This window comes from Colwellia sp. BRX8-4 (assembly GCF_014077345.1).
In the GTDB taxonomy this organism is placed as follows: Bacteria; Pseudomonadota; Gammaproteobacteria; order Enterobacterales; family Alteromonadaceae; genus Colwellia_A.
On sequence record NZ_JACGVS010000004.1, the window covers coordinates 30,794 to 48,037 of the forward strand.

Annotated in this window: 17 protein-coding genes; 12 read left to right on the forward strand and 5 right to left on the reverse strand. The window is 37.1% G+C overall.

Going from position 1 to position 17,244, the window contains the following annotated elements; genetic code table 11:
• Positions 1-2 precede the first annotated feature (2 nt).
• Complete coding sequence (locus H4J56_RS04925; RefSeq protein WP_182213789.1) at positions 3-620, forward strand: flavin prenyltransferase UbiX; 618 nt, start codon at positions 3-5, stop codon at positions 618-620.
• Here H4J56_RS04925 and H4J56_RS04930 read toward each other — a convergent pair.
• Together H4J56_RS04930 and H4J56_RS04935 are read right to left on the reverse strand one after the other, a co-directional pair.
• The gene (locus tag H4J56_RS04930; protein ID WP_182213787.1) at positions 592-801 is read right to left on the reverse strand and encodes a hypothetical protein; all 210 of its coding nucleotides are present in this window, start codon (positions 799-801) and stop codon (positions 592-594) included. The two genes, H4J56_RS04925 and H4J56_RS04930, sit on opposite strands and share 29 nt — an antisense overlap.
• A 37-nt stretch (positions 802-838) precedes the next feature.
• Positions 839-1,276, reverse strand: a complete 438-nt coding sequence (locus H4J56_RS04935; RefSeq protein WP_182169200.1) for a hypothetical protein — start codon at positions 1,274-1,276, stop codon at positions 839-841.
• Between the two features lie 166 nt (positions 1,277-1,442).
• Between H4J56_RS04935 and H4J56_RS04940 the strand changes: the two genes are divergently transcribed.
• From H4J56_RS04940 to H4J56_RS04960, 5 genes are all read left to right on the forward strand, one after another.
• Positions 1,443-1,709 carry a hypothetical protein gene (locus tag H4J56_RS04940; RefSeq protein WP_182258957.1) on the forward strand — a complete coding sequence of 89 codons (267 nt, stop codon included), beginning with the start codon at positions 1,443-1,445 and terminating at the stop codon, positions 1,707-1,709.
• Between the two features lie 20 nt (positions 1,710-1,729).
• Positions 1,730-1,972, forward strand: coding sequence for a hypothetical protein (locus H4J56_RS04945; RefSeq protein ID WP_182258958.1), 243 nt, complete (start codon positions 1,730-1,732; stop codon positions 1,970-1,972).
• 132 nt (positions 1,973-2,104) lie between these two features.
• Entirely contained in the window at positions 2,105-2,326 is a 222-nt protein-coding gene (locus H4J56_RS04950; RefSeq protein WP_182169203.1) for a hypothetical protein, read from the forward strand.
• A gap of 67 nt (positions 2,327-2,393) precedes the next feature.
• Entirely contained in the window at positions 2,394-3,482 is a 1,089-nt protein-coding gene (locus H4J56_RS04955) for a hypothetical protein (RefSeq protein WP_182169204.1), read from the forward strand.
• 37 nt (positions 3,483-3,519) lie between these two features.
• Entirely contained in the window at positions 3,520-4,929 is a 1,410-nt protein-coding gene (locus H4J56_RS04960; RefSeq protein ID WP_182258959.1) for a hypothetical protein, read from the forward strand.
• A 228-nt stretch (positions 4,930-5,157) separates the two neighbouring features.
• On the opposite strand, the gene H4J56_RS04965 is transcribed toward H4J56_RS04960, so the two are convergent.
• Positions 5,158-5,700 carry a DUF2780 domain-containing protein gene (locus H4J56_RS04965; protein WP_182213778.1) on the reverse strand — a complete coding sequence of 181 codons (543 nt, stop codon included), beginning with the start codon at positions 5,698-5,700 and terminating at the stop codon, positions 5,158-5,160.
• Between the two features lie 598 nt (positions 5,701-6,298).
• Between H4J56_RS04965 and hemE the strand changes: the two genes are divergently transcribed.
• The 6 genes from hemE (at position 6,299) to H4J56_RS04995 (ending at position 15,599) form a co-directional block, all read left to right on the forward strand.
• The gene (gene hemE, locus H4J56_RS04970; protein WP_182222449.1) at positions 6,299-7,366 is read left to right on the forward strand and encodes a uroporphyrinogen decarboxylase; all 1,068 of its coding nucleotides are present in this window, start codon (positions 6,299-6,301) and stop codon (positions 7,364-7,366) included.
• Between the two features lie 159 nt (positions 7,367-7,525).
• Positions 7,526-10,093, forward strand: a complete 2,568-nt coding sequence (locus tag H4J56_RS04975; RefSeq protein WP_182258960.1) for an EAL domain-containing protein — start codon at positions 7,526-7,528, stop codon at positions 10,091-10,093.
• Positions 10,094-10,288: 195 nt separating this feature from the next.
• On the forward strand, positions 10,289-11,947 hold the full coding sequence (locus H4J56_RS04980) for a M28 family peptidase (RefSeq protein WP_182213771.1): 1,659 nt from the start codon (positions 10,289-10,291) through the stop codon (positions 11,945-11,947).
• 120 nt (positions 11,948-12,067) lie between these two features.
• On the forward strand, positions 12,068-12,910 hold the full coding sequence (locus H4J56_RS04985) for an HDOD domain-containing protein (protein ID WP_083278183.1): 843 nt from the start codon (positions 12,068-12,070) through the stop codon (positions 12,908-12,910).
• A gap of 239 nt (positions 12,911-13,149) precedes the next feature.
• Entirely contained in the window at positions 13,150-14,574 is a 1,425-nt protein-coding gene (locus tag H4J56_RS04990) for a sodium-dependent transporter (protein WP_182222447.1), read from the forward strand.
• A gap of 95 nt (positions 14,575-14,669) precedes the next feature.
• Positions 14,670-15,599, forward strand: a complete 930-nt coding sequence (locus H4J56_RS04995; RefSeq protein ID WP_182222446.1) for a class I SAM-dependent methyltransferase — start codon at positions 14,670-14,672, stop codon at positions 15,597-15,599.
• Positions 15,600-15,609: 10 nt separating this feature from the next.
• Here the strand turns inward: H4J56_RS04995 and H4J56_RS05000 are convergent, their stop codons facing one another.
• Both H4J56_RS05000 and H4J56_RS05005 read right to left on the reverse strand, forming a co-directional pair.
• Complete coding sequence (locus tag H4J56_RS05000) at positions 15,610-16,224, reverse strand: LysE family translocator (RefSeq protein WP_070375724.1); 615 nt, start codon at positions 16,222-16,224, stop codon at positions 15,610-15,612.
• A 48-nt stretch (positions 16,225-16,272) separates the two neighbouring features.
• Positions 16,273-17,151, reverse strand: a complete 879-nt coding sequence (locus tag H4J56_RS05005; RefSeq protein WP_182222445.1) for a DNA ligase — start codon at positions 17,149-17,151, stop codon at positions 16,273-16,275.
• Between the last annotated feature and the right edge of the window lie 93 nt (positions 17,152-17,244).

Genomic DNA, 17,244 nt, shown 5'->3' on the forward strand with positions numbered 1-17,244 from the left:
TTATGAACGAGTTTCGAGAAAAAATTACTGTCGCAATTACCGGCGCATCTGGTGCTCCCTATGCATTAAGATTAATCGAATGTTTAGTTGCTGCGAATGTACAAATTTATGTTTTATGTTCAAGCGCAGCACGGGTTGTTCTTGACACAGAAGTTGGCATTAAAATACCGGGTTCACCTGACGGCGCCACTCAATTTCTCAGTGAAAAATTTAAGGCAAAACCTTCACAAATCACAGTCTTTGGCAAAGAACAATGGTTCTCTCCCGTGGCTTCTGGCTCTGCTGCCCCTAAAAAAATGATTGTCTGTCCTTGTTCAACGGGCACATTAGCCGCTATTACCTTAGGTATGAGTGACAACTTGATTGAGCGTGCTGCCGATGTTGTTATTAAAGAAAGAGGGCAGTTGATTTTAGTGGTACGAGAATCACCTTTTTCTACCATACACTTACAAAATATGCTGACACTTTCACAAATGGGCGTTACTGTCATGCCAGCGGCACCTGGCTTTTATCATCACCCCAAGTCGATTAATGATTTAATTGATTTTATGGTGGGCAGAATGTTGGATCATTTAGGTATTGAACAAGCGATTATTCCGCGCTGGGGTTATCAGCTTTAATGTTTACTTGTGGTGTTTGGCTTTTATTCTCTGTTTTACAATTGGGATCGATCTCTTTGCGGTGAATATCGCAAGGAGTTGATTGACCATTAATTATAATTTTTTGTCGACCATTGCTCATTGACACAGAGCCACAAGAAAATAAAAAAAGTATCAGTAAAGTAGATAATAACTTTTGCATATTTTTGCTCTAGAATCCTATGTGAAATCAGTATAAGTTATTTAAATAAGTTAGAACAGTTTTCAGGTGAGGCTGCCATTAACGTAACCGTTTTACCACTTCGCACTTTTACACAACTTACTGATTCAGGAATTTTTTGCTTTTGAATGACATCAAATTCACCTTGGATGGCGGAATTTAGATGGTACTGAAAAGCATCATTACTCCCTTCAAATAAAGCGGTAAATAACCCAAAAACTAATGCCCCAGCGATGGTCCCTGCAATCATATCTTTATGGTTACCGTCAAGTTCGCCTAATAAGCCAATGCCAGCACCGGTAATAATACCTGTTTTGACCTCTGAAGATAAAGTTACCGGAGTAACCGACGCAATAGTCGCATAAAATTCTTTAATTATTTGGTGTTGCTCTGCTCGGTCAACCCCATGGCTTGCACATCCGGCAAATAGTAAAGCGCTAAGTAATAATCTTTTCATGGTGTTTTCTCAATAATTTATTGTGCATATAAAAAGGAGGGCACAAGGGGTATGAAAAGATTTTACCGAGAGTTACAAGCCAAAAACATTTAAAAATTGTATGTTAATTGTTTACGGTGGCTTACATAATTTTACGTTTTCAAAAAAATTATAGGAAAGGCGTTAATTGGATATTGCTTATGCCAAGTTTTGGGGCAATAGGCCTGAAAAATTCTCTGGCTTGATTAGAGAACCCCAAACGGTATTGAGTTCGACTGGGGATTTAAACCATAGTGAACTTATTGATAAAATACTCAAATGGGATGAATGGCATTATAGTTTAAATACCTCACCTAAAATCGTTGTATTAGATACACGCACCCAGCGATGGTACTCTGAAAGTAATGCCGGCAAACCTTCTGGCAGTCATTATCAGCCCTACAGCAAGCGTTAATTAATGAGCCTAATATTATCATGGTCTCTGCTGCACCTATTTATGGGGTTAAGTTGATTGAAACTATTCAGCGTATTTTTACTTTTTGGGGAAAGCCTTTAGCAGTAGATGCTGAAAACTGGATGGCACACTCTGGCACAGCTAATGTGATGTTAAATATTTTTAGACACAATAAAACACCGCCTAATTTTATTATTCTTACAGGTGATGTGCACTATTCTTTTGTTTATAAAGTGACTTACCGTTTTCGTCGTGACAGCTAAAAAATATTACAAGTCACCTGTAGCGGTTTAAAAAATGAATTTCCGGCCGCTTTATTACATACCTTAGAAAGGCTAAATAAATATTTGTATGCGACTTATTCACCGCTTAACTGGTTTACAAAAAGAAGGCGGATGAAGGTCCGTGTGAGAAGGCCTAATTACATTGACTCAGCTAACGATGTAACTTCATTTAATGGCAGTGGTATTGGCTTGTTGACCTTAAGCGAAGATAACCAAACCATCACCACAGAAATCATACAACAAAAGGAAAAGTTGTTCGCTTTGAGCAACTCTTGTAATACGGCAAAAAGCGACAAGCAACTTGAACTCAATATTGAACAAATATTTGATTAGTTATTGATTAGTTGATACTTTATATTCAGTTTAGACATAAACGTTAATGTAAAATGGAATTTATCTAATGGCTATTTATCAAAGAATTTTTATAGTAGGATTACTTTTTTTACTCGTATCGTGTAGTCCAACGAAACATAGCGAAGCCTTGCAGGCATATCAGCAAGCTAAGCAAGAACTCAACCTCACTCACTCAATCACCGCATTAAAAAAACTGGTTCAACTAAAACCCTCACAATACCAAGCTGAATTAACGCTTGCCGAAAAAGCTCAAGATAAATTAATAGCGGCACAAGTTCACCTTGCTCAGGGCGATTACTATTTAGCTTATCTGTTAAGTCATGATTCTCATCAGCACTTCCCCAGTACCGAAAATAAAAAAGTATTAATACAAGCAGCTAAAAAGTTAGTGCCGATAATAAAAATAATGCAATTTATTAGCGAATCATTTACTAGTCGGCCAACAGATCTACCTGAAATTTATCAGGAATGTCTTAATCGACCTGTTGATGACTGGGACTTAATAAAGATTAATAGCGTGATCAACCAGTTAACGCAAAGTAAAGCCAAATTAACCAAAGCGCTAAGTCGAATAAACAGCAGTGACCTCGAGTCAATACTACCAACAGGGTTTGCATTACAGCGTGGAATTAAAGCCCAACTAACGCTCATTGAGCGCGAGAGAGATTATCTACCTAAGCTCGCTAAGCACCTAAGTGCAAAGTTACTGATAGATTTAAATAAATCATTAACAGATAACACCATCGAACTGTTATCTATGTTTGACTCTGAAACGGCAAAAAGTAATAGCCAAGCCACTTTTATTGGCGCTAGAACAAATTACTCGTCCTATAAAAACCTAGTGGTTAACCTGTCTTTAGCGACAAACTTAGCTTCAGGTGATCGCCATGCAAGTTGGTATCAAGCATGGCAAACTATGGAGAGTGAGGTCCTTGATCCACAAGGTTTATTTTTAAATTATCCTCTTCAAGCAGAGCGAAGAAGTAAAAATATAAACCGCCACATCAATGTTAACGTTACTGAACCTTTACAAGCAAAGGTTGAAGATATTGATATTAATGATTTTTATTTACGCTACCCAGCCATCAATGCACTGACCAAAAAGTTAGTAATTGATAAAGCTATTTTATTATAAATATAAGTTATTCATGAATTATAGCGGAGTTACCTTAATGCACATTTTTCTAAAAATAGTTACCTTTAATTGTTTTTTACTCTTTTCCTTGTTTGCTTTTTCAGCCGTTGAGGAAGTCGTACTGCCACCTATTCTTGACTACTACCCTAATTGTGAATACCAAGTCATTAAAGAAACGAGTGTTATTGGTATGGCTAAAGCGCAGCAAATGGCTAAAACTACCAAGAGATTATTAAATCAATTACAACAAAAAGCGATAGATGCTGGCGCCAATGGTGTCATTATCATCGATAAAAAAATAGAAGATATTAACGTTTTAGATGAAAAGGGTGGGCAACAACAAATACGTTTTATTGCTAAGCTAATTGTGCAGTGTCAACAGAAAAAAGTAGCCCATGAAATGGGCACTCCACATGTCATCCATCAAAGATTTACCGCTTATAATCATGACGGTGTTAAAGCAAAAAGTATGATGACCTTCAAATTGACTTCTGCTGACTCTAGAGTTGGCCGGCCTGAAGTTATCAATACTGAGGTATCTTTGGCTAACGGTCTTTATGGCGTAAAGTTGGGCGATAGCTATCAACAAGTCATCAAAAAATTTGGTGAGCCTAATGTGCAATTAACCTTGCTGGCTGATGAGTTGATTATAGGTTACGGAAGACACCATTGGTTGCATTTTCAATTGGATAAATTAGTAAAGGTACAAAGTACTTTGCCATATTTATCAGCCAGTATTTTGAATAAAATTCCTTTACTTGATTTTTTTGATGCCAATGCTTGGAAGATCAACAATAAGGTCGGTAGAAAAGCACTTTTAAAGGACGTTTATTCTGCATTAGCATTAGATAAACCTTTAAATGAAAAGAATCAATTAGTCTTAAATAGCCAAAACAAGGTGCTAACACTAAATTTTATTGCCAGTAAAAATTCTCATACCAATGAAAAGAAATATACGTTGGGTGGCTTCTCTATGGAGCAAAGCAACTATAAAGAAAGTCGTATGCTGCCTTTTGATGATCAAGTGATTCAAAACGAGGCAATTACACAGGCGTATTTAGCCCTAGTATCAAACAAAGAGATAAACGTTAATAACCTTGCAGAGCAGCTTGGTGAAGCTAAAGGGCGGATAGTATTGCCAAGAGGGATCACTATCAATCTTTATAACCAACATTTAATGTTAAAGGTAAACGCTACTGAACTTGTTGAAATTCATTTGTTGGAAGAAGTCTTTATAAACGATAACGCTAATTCAAAAGCTATTTGGGCTTTGGGGGATTTTATTCAAGGGGGATCATTTGAACAACTTCAACAGTCTTTTCCTGACGATGCCTATGAAAGTAATTATGGTATCGAAATACCGTCGGTAGGGTATTCGTTATTTTTGCTCTTTGATGATAATAATAAGGGAAAACCCTTATATGAAGCGGTAATTAGCATATATTAATTACAGTCTATCGTCGGTAGGGTATTCGTTATTTTTGCTCTTTGATGATTATAATAAGGGAAAGCCGTTATATGAAGCGGTAATTAGCGTATATTAATTACAGTCTATAATGAGTCGTTAAAGATCAATATTGAGTCGTTAAAAATCAATATTTGCTAATTTCACTGAAGTTCTGTTTTAGTAAACGCAGTGAAATTAGCTGCAGCGATTAGTCGCTAATAGATCAAGTTACCCGAGTAACTTGCCTAAACCTTGCGTTAATACTTGTTTTGCGTCTTGCCCTTGTGGAGTGTCTAAGTAGCTTTGAGCACTAGATACAAAGCTGCTTATCATTTCTGGATTTAAACCTAATGCTTCAAATTGCTTTTTTATATCATTAATAGACTTTAATGAATCGCTGTATTGTGAAGCTTTGTCAAGTAAACCGCTTAAGCCTTTGCCAGAGCTAAGTTCGCTAATATCAGGCATTTGACTAACAAGTCCATCGACACCCGGTAATGATTTAGCTAACTGACTAAACTGTTCTGTTGAAACATTACTTTTTACGTAATTAAAAATAGCACCCATACCGCCAGCTGCTTGTTCAGTATTAACATTTAATGAATTTGTTAACTGTTCAACTAAACCTTCAGTGCTTGGCAATTTTACACTTTGCTCTTCAACTTCGCCCATTCCAACAAAGCTTTTTAAGCTATCAAACCAGCTAGTTTCCTGTGCCATAGCCGAACTGCTTAATGTTGAAATAGTTAATAAAATGATAATTTTTTTCATGGGGGATTTCCGTAATGATTAAAAGTTATTAATAAATTAAGGTAATTGTACGACATTTTACAGTTTAATAGGAGCAAATATATCGGTTAAATTGCTAGAAATTCACAACCAAAGAATAAGTTTTGAAGAGAGTTTAACTATTTATACAAGCGTGTTTATTCTTTACAGGACTTAACCATTGCCTATGTTCATAAGGCCTATTAACGCGATACTTTTCTTTAGGCAATAAAAAAGCCTTACAAAGTGTAAGGCTTGAATTGCTCGCTGTAGGTCTAGTTTATACTAGCTTCTTTTTAGTTATTTCTTTTATTTTTATTATTTTTATTTGTGTACTTCTTTAACGCGGGGCAATTTATAACAAAGCGAAAAAGCTAACGCAACAACTTTAATAGAGCATTTATACCACGATTTTTTTCGTATAAAGTAACTTTTGTTACAATTAATTATATTTATTGAAATTAAGTGACTGATTACTAATCGCTTATTGTTTTTATATCATAAATAGATCTAATTATTACAGCAACGAATTGATTTAGAACATAGACCCAAAAAATTGCTAATGGTAGAATGCGCGCATATAAAAATGGGAAGATACTTCATGACTGAATTAAAAAACGATACTTACTTACGCGCGCTTTTGCGTCAGCCTGTAGATTACACACCAGTATGGATGATGAGACAAGCAGGGCGTTACTTACCTGAATACCGTGAAGTTCGCAAAAACGCTGGCGATTTTATGTCGGTATGCCGCGATGCTGATCTTGCATGTGAGGTTACCATTCAGCCGTTACGTCGTTTTCCGCTTGATGCCGCCATTTTATTTAGCGATATTTTAACTATTCCTGACGCTATGGGCTTAGGCTTATATTTCGAAACAGGGGAAGGGCCGAAATTTGAGCGTCCTATTACCTGTAAAGCTGATGTAGAAAAAATAGGCATACCCGATCCAGAAGTAGAATTACAATATGTAATGAATGCGGTACGTACTATTCGTAAAGAATTAAAGGGCGAAGTACCTCTGATTGGTTTTTCAGGTAGTCCATGGACATTAGCGACTTATATGATTGAAGGAGGTAGTTCAAAAGCCTTTACCAAAATCAAAAAAATGATGTTTGCTGAGCCAAAAACATTACACATGCTATTAGATAAGTTAGCGGATTCAGTGATTTCTTATTTGAATGCACAAATTGCTGCCGGCGCGCAATCTGTTATGGTCTTTGATACATGGGGTGGTGTGTTATCACCACGTGATTATAACGAATTTTCATTACAGTACATGGCTAAAATTGTTGATGGTTTAACTCGTCACAATGAGGGGCGTAAAGTACCGGTAACCTTATTTACTAAAAATGGCGGTATGTGGTTAGAGTCTATTGCGGCAACTGGTTGTGATGCAGTAGCGCTTGATTGGACCATAGATATTGAAAATGCTAAAGCCCGTATTGGCGACAAAGTTGCTTTACAAGGTAATATGGATCCTTCAATGCTTTACGCGCCATTACCTCGTATTGAGCAAGAAGTTGACAAAATTCTTGCCGGCTTTGGTGACGGTGGTACTGGACATGTCTTTAATTTAGGTCATGGTATACATCCTGATGTGAATCCAGAACATGCGGGCCACTTTATAGAATCAGTACATCGTTTAAGTAAGCCTTACCATAAGTAATATATTAATAGTTAAGCAATAAATTATAAAGGAGCCTTGTGCTCCTTTATAATAATGAGCTAACTCATTGCTAGTATTTTATTTCATCTAGTGGATATTTTGCTTAAATATCGTCATTATATAGAGTAAATTTATTACTCTCACCCCAAGTTGTAATGTATGACAGACCCTTTAAATAACGAACTTGATAAGCTGAACGAGAGCGATAGCTTGCTAGCAAAGGAAGCCATTTCTTTGCTAGACAAATACCGTAAGCTCGAAGATCGTTATACTGCACTTTTTAAGTTAAACCAGTTATCTCATGACTGTGCAGATTTAAGTATGTTTTATGGTCAAGTTCACCAATCCATTGCATCAGTGATGAGAGCTGAAAATTTTTATATTGCCCTTTATGACCAAACCCTTTCAACGTTAGAGTTCGTTTATGATGTGGATGAAAAAGATGATTATCCTCTAGGTAAGTCACCCCTTGAAGCATTTGAAGGTTCTATGACTTGCTATGTTATTGAAACGGCTAAACCACTCTTGGCGACCCCTGAAATTGTGACTGAATTAGAAACTAATAATTCAATCAAACGTATTGGCTCCGATAGCACTGACTGGCTTGGTGTACCATTACTTAATGATGGTGTTGTTATTGGCGTTATGGCCGTACAAAGTTATTCCGAAGCACTCCGTTACCAAGTAGATGACCTTGAGCTAATGGAATTTACCGCTCAGCATATAGTTACCGCTATGACCCGTTTACACGACCATGAGCGTTTACAAAATGCGGTAAATTCTCGCACTCGCGAATTAATGAAGCAAATTAGAGAACGAGAAAAATCAGAACTATTGCAAGAGTCACTTTTCAAAATATCAGAGTTAACCAACGATGCTACGCTCCATATTGATGAATTTTATTCGATGGTTCATAATATTGTTGGTCAGTTAATTAACGCACAAAACTTTTATATTACTAAATATGATCAACATTCAAAAACACTAACTTTTGTTTATTATTTAGATCAAAACTCTACCAATGCAGCCGTCGACTCGCAGCCTAGGGTATTAGGGAATGGCTTTACCGAATATATTATTCGTACCGGTGAAACTCAATTACTTAATTACCCGAAAATGTATGCCTTGTATCAACAAGGTGAGACAAAAGAGCCACAAATAGAAACTAAATCTTGGCTGGGCGTGCCATTAATACATTCAGGTGTAGTGTTGGGAGCAATGGTCTTACAAAGTTATAATTTAGCAACAACCTTTACCGAACAAGATGCCGAGCTATTGAAGTTTGTTTCTCAGCATGTTGCATCAGCGATTCAAAGACGTGACATATTAGAAGTTGAACGACAGTCTCATATCCTTCTAGAGCAGCAAGTTAAGCTGCGAACTGTGGCATTAGAAGACGAAATCAAGCAAAGAAAACAAGCTGAAGAGAAGTTACAACATACGGCGTCGCACGATATTCTAACCGGTTTACCTAACCGTACTTTATTTATTAATTTATTAAACCACGCTATCGCCTGTCATAAACGAAAAGCAGATCTTAAATTTGCTGTGTTGTTTTTAGATCTTGACCGTTTCAAAGTCGTTAATGATAGCTTAGGCCACCATGCCGGTGACTTACTTTTACAAGAAATAGCCAAAGAGTTAAAAGTACTGGTCAGAGACAAAGACACTGTTGCTCGATTAGGTGGTGATGAATTTGTTATCTTGATTGAAGACCTCGAATCTAATCATGAAGCTTATGATATTGCGCAACGTATCACTGATTTTTTAGCGACGCCCTTTACTATTGAAAATCAAAGTATTTTTATTGGCACAAGTATTGGCGTGTTGTTTAATAATGAACGTTATGACAGTGCTGATATTATGCTCAGAGATGCTGATACCGCCATGTATCATGCAAAAGATAAAGGTAAGGGACGTTATGAAGTGTTTGATTCTAGTATGCAGAAAAAAGTGCAACATGCCCTGGAATTAGAAGCCGATATTCGTGATGGCATAGCCAATAGTGAATTTTCTCCTTACTTTCAACCTATCGTTGATTTAAAAACTGAAACTGTTGTTGGTTTTGAAGCACTGGCGCGTTGGCAGAGCAATAAGCGTGGTTTTGTTTATCCCGATGATTTTATCCCGTTAGCTGAAGAAACGAATTTAGTCATGGCGATTGATTTTCTTATTCTGGAAAAGTCTTGTCTACAGTTAAAAAAGTGGGAAGCAATCTGTGGTCGTAACGATTTATATGTGAGCTGTAACCTCTATGGTAATCACTTTTTTAGTGCAACCCTGCCCGCAGATATTGAAGAAATAATTCAACGTGTGGGCATTAAACCTAGCCAACTAAGAGTCGAATTAACTGAGCGTGCTTTATTAGAAAATAGTGATTTAGTGCTAGAGAATATGAATACTTTAAAAGTGCTAGGCGTTAAAATTCTGCTTGACGATTTTGGTACCGGTTATTCAAGTCTTAGCTACTTACATCGTTTTCCTATTGATGTGCTGAAAATTGATCGCTCATTTATTAACAACGCTCATGAACATGATAATCATCAAGCAATCATAAAAACAATTATAGATTTAGCTACTAATTTGAATATGGGCACGGTTGGAGAAGGTATTGAAAACTTAGCCGATGCCGAACTACTAACGGCTATGGCGTGTCGGTATGGCCAAGGCTATTATTATGCTAAGCCTATGGCTGCGGCTGACTCTGAAAAATATTTACTCAAGTAGTTTATCTAAATAATACCACCACACCTTATTGGTATTAACAGTACTTTTCCCTTTGACCTGTCAGCTTTAATTGCCATTAGTGTTAACCAATAACTTTGTCACTATACTAGCGTTTTATTTTTACAATCATTATAGTGACGGTCGATATAAATCTACTGATCTTAAAAAAAATTAAGTCATAATATGAAAAAACCAATGAAATTTAAATTAATAGCCAGCGTAAGTTTATTAACTATCGCATTCTTATCTGCGTGTGGACAAAGCGAAAAAGCAACGACAACTGTTGCCGAAAAAGCACCACAAGTTAATGAAAACAATATTCGAGCTCACATAGAATTTTTAGCCGACGATACATTGTTAGGCAGAGATACCGGCAGCGATGGTTACCAAATTGCGGCTAATTACGTAAAGTCATACTTCAAGCAATTAGGTTTAACGCCTATGGGTGAGCAAGCAGGATTTGAGCAGCAAGTTACTTTTCGTAAAGCGTTTCTTGAAGAAAATAGTGCTAAGTTATCGGTAATTAATAGCGATGGTGAAGTTGCGCTCACATTTAAAGATGCGTTTATTATGTCGGGCGACAGTACATCGACAGAATCGGCTATATCAGCGGAAACTGTTTTCATTGGTTACGGCGTTGTTTCTGAAGATTTTGGTTATAACGACTATAAAGATATTGATGTTGAAGGAAAAGTTGTTGTCGTCTTAACAGGCCGTCCAGACGATTTACCTTCAGAAGAAGGCGCTCATATTGGCTCGGGTAGTGAAAAATTAAAAAATGCTGTGAAAAATGGTGCTGTTGGTTTTATCACGATTCATACGCCAAAACGCGATGCAGTACGCACCTTTACTAAAACGGCTAGTTATGCCGATGCACCAAGGCTTAACTGGTTAGATAAAGACGGAATACCTTTTGGTAAACATCCCCAGTTGAAAGGCGGAGCTTATATTAGTGCCGAGTCTGCAGCGGCTTTATTTGTTGGTGCTGAGCGAACCTTAGCGGATATACTTAGCGACGATACAAACAATGTTGCCATTAAAGGTTTTGCATTAAAATCAACCGTTGAAATGGCCAGTAAAAGTCGTCATGAAGAGATCACTAGCCCTAATATCATTGCTGCTATTGAAGGAAGCGATCCAAGTCTAAAAGATGAGTATGTTGTTTTTAGTGCGCATCTTGATCATATCGGTCTTAGTAGTCATGGTGATGAAGAAGATAAAATCAATAATGGTGCGCTTGATAACGCTTCAGGCGTTGCAATACTATTAGAAACTGCGCGTTTGTTATCGGCTATGCCTGAAAAGCCAAAGCGTTCTATTTTGTTCGTGGTGGTAACGGCTGAAGAAAAAGGCTTATTAGGATCTAGTTATTTTGCAACAAACCCAACGGTACCTACATCAAAAATGGTCGCCAATGTTAATTTAGATATGCCATTAATTTTGTATCCGTTCGCCGATATTATTGCTTTCGGTTCTACACACTCAAGTTTAGGGCCTATTGTTGCGAGTGCTGCCGAAAAAATTAATTTATCGTTAAGTGATGATCCTATGCCAGAGCAGGCGTTATTTACTCGCAGCGATCATTACAGCTTTGTAAAAGCTGGTATTCCATCTGTATTCTTAATGACGGGCTTTAAATCTAAAGATCCTGAAATAGATGGTGGTGCGGTATTTGGTGATTTTCTTAAAAATCATTATCATCAGCACAGTGATGAAATAACCTTACCTATTCGTTACGATGCCGCGGCAAGTTTTGCCGAAGTGAATATGATGATAGGTTTAGAAATTGCTAATGGTGATAAGCGTCCAACATGGAACCAAGGTGATTTTTTTGGAAAAACTTTCGCTCAGTAAAACACCTCAATAGAAAATATAAAAACGCAGTGATGAAGATCACTGCGTTTTTTTGTTTTCTGTTTTAAAGCAACAAGCTACACTATTAATATTATTCTATAAAAAATGATTGATAACCCAATGGATGCTCACCAATATGCGCTTCAAGCCAATGGCTCTTTTGCGCTTCCCGATGCCTGCTTTAAAATTAAAGCCTTAATGGACAATGAAGATTCAAGCATTGAAGACTTTGCTAATGTGATCAGTGTCGATCCTTCGATGACTTCGCGTTTATTACAAATAGCAAATAGTGCGATTTATAGTTTTCCTGGCGAAATAAGTACTATTTCACGTGCCATTACCATTATAGGTACGCAAGCTATTTATAACATGATGTTAGTGGATGTTGCGGCAACCGCTTTTAAGCATTTTTCAAATCAGGCTATCGATTTAAAACGCTTCTGGCGAATGAGTATCTTTTGTGGCTTAGCGACTAAAAACTTAGCCATTAAAGCAGGTATACGAGATATTGAACGGCTTTTTGTTGCCGGACTCTTGCAAAATTTTGGTGAATTGATTGTCGCAAAAATAACCCCTGAGATTGCAAAAAAATGTGAAAAATATTCAGCAGAACAATTGCCTTGGGTATTACAAAAGCAAGCCTTGGGTTTTACTTATACTGATATTTCTGCCGAACTGTTAAAGATATGGCAAATACCTGAAAAAATCATTTTACCGATCCGTCACTTTAATGAAGCGAAAACTATTCAAATTAATAAAGATGTCAAGGTACTCTATTTAGCATCTCGCTTAGCTTTAGTTGATAGTCACCCTGATCAGTTTGATTATGATGATAGTGTTGATGAAAGCTTATGCGCGAATTTAAATATTTCAAGTGATGATTTAGCTCAGGCAATAGTGTTTGCGGCAGAAGAAGCGGAAAATATTCTTACTATTATGAATGGTGGGCTCTTCTCAAAATAGCAAAACGGGGCTGTACAGAAGCGTATCTTGCTAAATATATTATTTTTATTGTCTGTTTTTCAATGGCTTGGCTGGTTGTTGTCTAAGTGCAACTATATTTATACACTTAATTACTAATACCTTCGTTCTAAAAGAAGACATTAATTATAAAGCCTGCTAGCATCAGGCAATTCTTTTTTTCGTATAGTTAATAAACTATACAAAATATGCCCTACAAATAATTATAATTAAGGACATTTATGAGCGCATCGAGAGAGCAGTTTAGCTCTAAACTTGGATTTATTTTGGCAGCAGCAGGTTCTGCTGTTGGTATTGGCAATTTAGTTGGCTTTCCAGTAAACGCAGCTAAAAATGGGGGTGGCGCATTTTTAATCATGTATGCAATATTCGTATTTTTAATTTGTTTACCGGTAATGATTGCAGAAATGGCCGTTGGTCGAAAAACCCAAAAAGAACCTGTTGGCGCCTACAAAGCGTTAAGTGGCGGCAGTAGAGGTTGGGGTATCGCTGGTATATTCGGTGTCTTAACTCCCTTTATGATTGCGGTTTTTTATATGGTGCTAACGGTCTGGATTTTTGGCTATGTTGCATTAACACTCGCGGGTAAATTAGATTACTTAGCCAGTGGCAATGGTTTTGGTGAGTTCATCAACAGTCCCTATTTATTTGTTGCTATGTTTGCCGTAGCGGCTATTGTCAACTTCATCTTAGTGGCAGGTGTCAAAGAGGGCATAGAAAAAGCGGCAAAAGTTTTAATGCCAACATTATTTGTGATGTTGTTAATTATGGTGGTTTACGTCTTAACACTAGAAAATGCTTTTGCTGGTGTGAAATTCTTTATTGTTCCTGATTTTGATAAAATTACTCCTTCAGTCATTAATGGCGCATTGTCACAAGCCTTTTTCTCGCTATCACTCGGTATGGGGATTTTAATTACTTACGGTTCATATATTAATAATAAAACCGACATAGTTAATTCTGCAAAACTGGTTGCACTAACCGACACCGCTGTTGCCTTTACTGCGGGTTTAATGATTTTACCTGCAGTGTTTTCATTCAACCCGAATGTTAACCCAGCGGAATTAAGTGACAGCTCAGTCTCATTGATCTTTACTTTTTTACCTAAAATATTTTTAGCATTACAAGTGTCGCTTGGTTATATTGGTGCGAGTGCTGTTGCGGCATTTTTCTTCCTGTTGGTCTTTTTTGCTGCAATAACATCACTGGTATCGATTATTGAAGTACCCGTTTCTTACTTAGTGACTGAAAAGAAACATAGCCGCAGAAAAGCTTTATCAATTTTAATGATTGTTGGTGGCGCGCTAACAGTCTTTGCTATGGTCTCTTTTGGTATGGTGTCATTCTTTACTGAATTTACCAGTTATGCTGGGGGCACACGTTCATTCTTTGACGTGGTTTATGATATTTTCTACGATACTATTTTACCGTTAAACGGCTTTTTATTATGTGTTTTCGTTAGCTATCGTTGGAAAAAGCATAACTTGTCAGAAGAGCTGGCTATTGGTAACGATACCTATAAAGGCTCTTGGGTAGAAAAGTACGTTAACTTTTCATTAGGCACTTTTATTCCAGTCATTGTCTTGGGTATTTTCTTGAATACGGTGACACAAAAATTCTTTGCTTTTAGTATTTTTGGATTTTAGTTTATTAATCTAGACTAAACAGGCAAACGATTTGAACGTAAAGCCGCATAATTTGTTATTATGCGGCTTTATTTTTGGCCATAAAAAATTAAGTTATGAATTCAACGCTTCAAACACATCTTCAACCTATTTTAGTCAGTCTTCAAAATGAAAATAAGCTCGTCGATTGTCAGCGATTATTTCACGGTCGTGGTCATGCTTACCCTGGCTTAACCCATGTTAATGTTGATTGGTTCTCACCCGTTGTGCTTATTACGCTTTACCAAGAGGTTGAAGAGGCTTGGTTAAGTGAACAAGTTATCGTGATCCAGCAGTTGCTACCACAATGTCTATCTATTCAAGTGCAGTATCGCAGCCGAAAATTTTCGCCAAGTGAAGTACTCTGGGGAGAAGAGATTACCGCATTAAACGCACAAGAACATGGTTTGCAATATCACCTTAGTTTGGGGAAGGCACAAAATTCTGGACTGTTTCTTGATATGAGTAATGGCCGCCAGTGGGTCAAAGATAACAGTGAAGGTAAAAAAGTGTTAAACCTTTTTGCCTACACCTGTGCTTTCTCTATTGCTGCCATCGCCGGTGGTGCAGAGCAAGTCGTTAATATTGATATGAGTAAAGGCGCTTTATCAACAGGACGTGAAAACCATAAACTTAATAAGCAAGAAGCGAGTAAGGTAAAATATGAAGGTGTCGATATATTTAAGTCTTACGGCAAGTTAAAAAAATATGGTCCTTATGATTTATTAATCTGCGATCCACCTTCATTTCAAAAAGGGAGTGTCAATATTGAGCGAGATTATCAGAAAATAATTAAACGTTTGCCGGTATTAATGGCAAATAATAGTGATGTTATACTCTGTTTAAACTCTCCTGATTTAAGTGAGGACTTTTTGTTAGCGGAAGTCGCTAGAGAGTGCCCTCAGTGTCAATTTCAGCATCGTATTGATAACCCTGAGGTGTTTGTTGAGGCTGAAGCAGGTAAGGGCTTGAAAGTACTTTATTTTCGCTATATTGAAATGTCTTAATAAGCCAGACTTAGCTAATCACTATTCGTGCTGCAAGTAATATCAAAAAGCTGCCGGTTACCTTGTCAACAATATGGCTGTTTTCACGTAACTTACTAATGATATTACCGCGCGATAGTGTAAAAGTTACTAGGCAATACCATAAAGCATCAATGCTGCCTACGGTGGCGGTCATTATTACTTTTTGTTCACTGCTGGCATCTCCTGCTAAAAACTGGCTAAATAATGCGAGAAAGAAAATAGCAAGTTTAGGATTTAAAAAGGCAATTAAAAAGCCATCTCGCCAGCCATTTACCTGTGTTTTTGCCGCGGAGTCATCTTGAGAAAATACTTGGTTATTTTTTTTACTTAATAATGATTTTACCCCCAAGTAAAGTAAAAAAGCAGCGCCTGCATATTGAATAATACTAAATATTAAAGGCGATTTAACGATAATTACCGCTATGCCTGTTGCTGTAATCGCCGCGTAAAGTGCAACGCCTAAACCGTGACTAATCGCCGTCGCATAACCTTGTGGTGTTCCGCCAGCGAGGGTGTTTTTGATGACTAATGCTAAACTCGGGCCTGGTGATAAAGCGCCCATCATACAAATAACCACAAAAGATAACCATAAGTGAAATTCCATTAATTATTATTCTCTTTTTTAAAGGATTGAATCGTAATTTTGTCTATTTTACTGGCTCAACGCTAAGGTACGCACACGTAAAAAGCTAGCAAATTTTGGCACACCTCGCGCTGTTTTACCAATGTATTTAAAGGTAATTGTGCTACCAATCTTTGGTGGGTTTTTACGTTGTTCGTCAGTAAAACCACTACCAATTTTAAAGAGTAAGCCTGACTTCATTTTTACTCTTATCGATCCCATCATATTTTTGTATTTACCTTTACCTGCGATATAAGCAACAACGATCGCTTCACTATCATCATATTGTTTTAATTTTATCAGGTCTTGGCTTCTCCCTATTTTATAATAGGCGGCTTGATGATGTAGCATCAGTCCTTCCCCGCCTTTTTCGACCACGTCTGCTAAACGTTGATTCAATATCGCAATTGAGTTTACTTTCTCTTGTTTTATGATTTGCCAATAGTGATTGTCAGTTGTTGCCATCTCAGCTTTCATTTGCTTAATACGCTCACTAAAAGTACCTGAATGCTTGGGTAAATCAAAAACCATAAAGCGTATTTTCTGCCAACAACTTATTGTGATTTGCTGTTGGGGGGCATGCTTTCTAACACAGCTGCTGATCTTTTCAAATTCAGCACGCTTGCTCCATAGTTCGCCATCAAGATAGGTTAATGGCCAACCTTGAGTAAACCATTTTGGCGCATGGATAAGATTACCGCCACGGGTTAATAAGTTTTTACCGTTCCAATAACCTCGAATACCGTCAAGTTTTTCACTAACAAAATATTCGCTGATCTTTATCGGGGTTTTACTCTCTACTTTATAAGGCGTAGCCAGCTGAATTTTTGGTAACTCTGAGGTGTAGCCTTGTGGCCAAAGGATAAAACTGGTGAATATGGCAAAATATTTTAAGGTGAATATTTTCAAAATTGAACATCCTTGCTCATTTCTCGATAGGTTTTAGTATAGAAGTTTTTTTTGTGATTGCTAATGTAATGTTAATTAAATGTACTAAGCTGT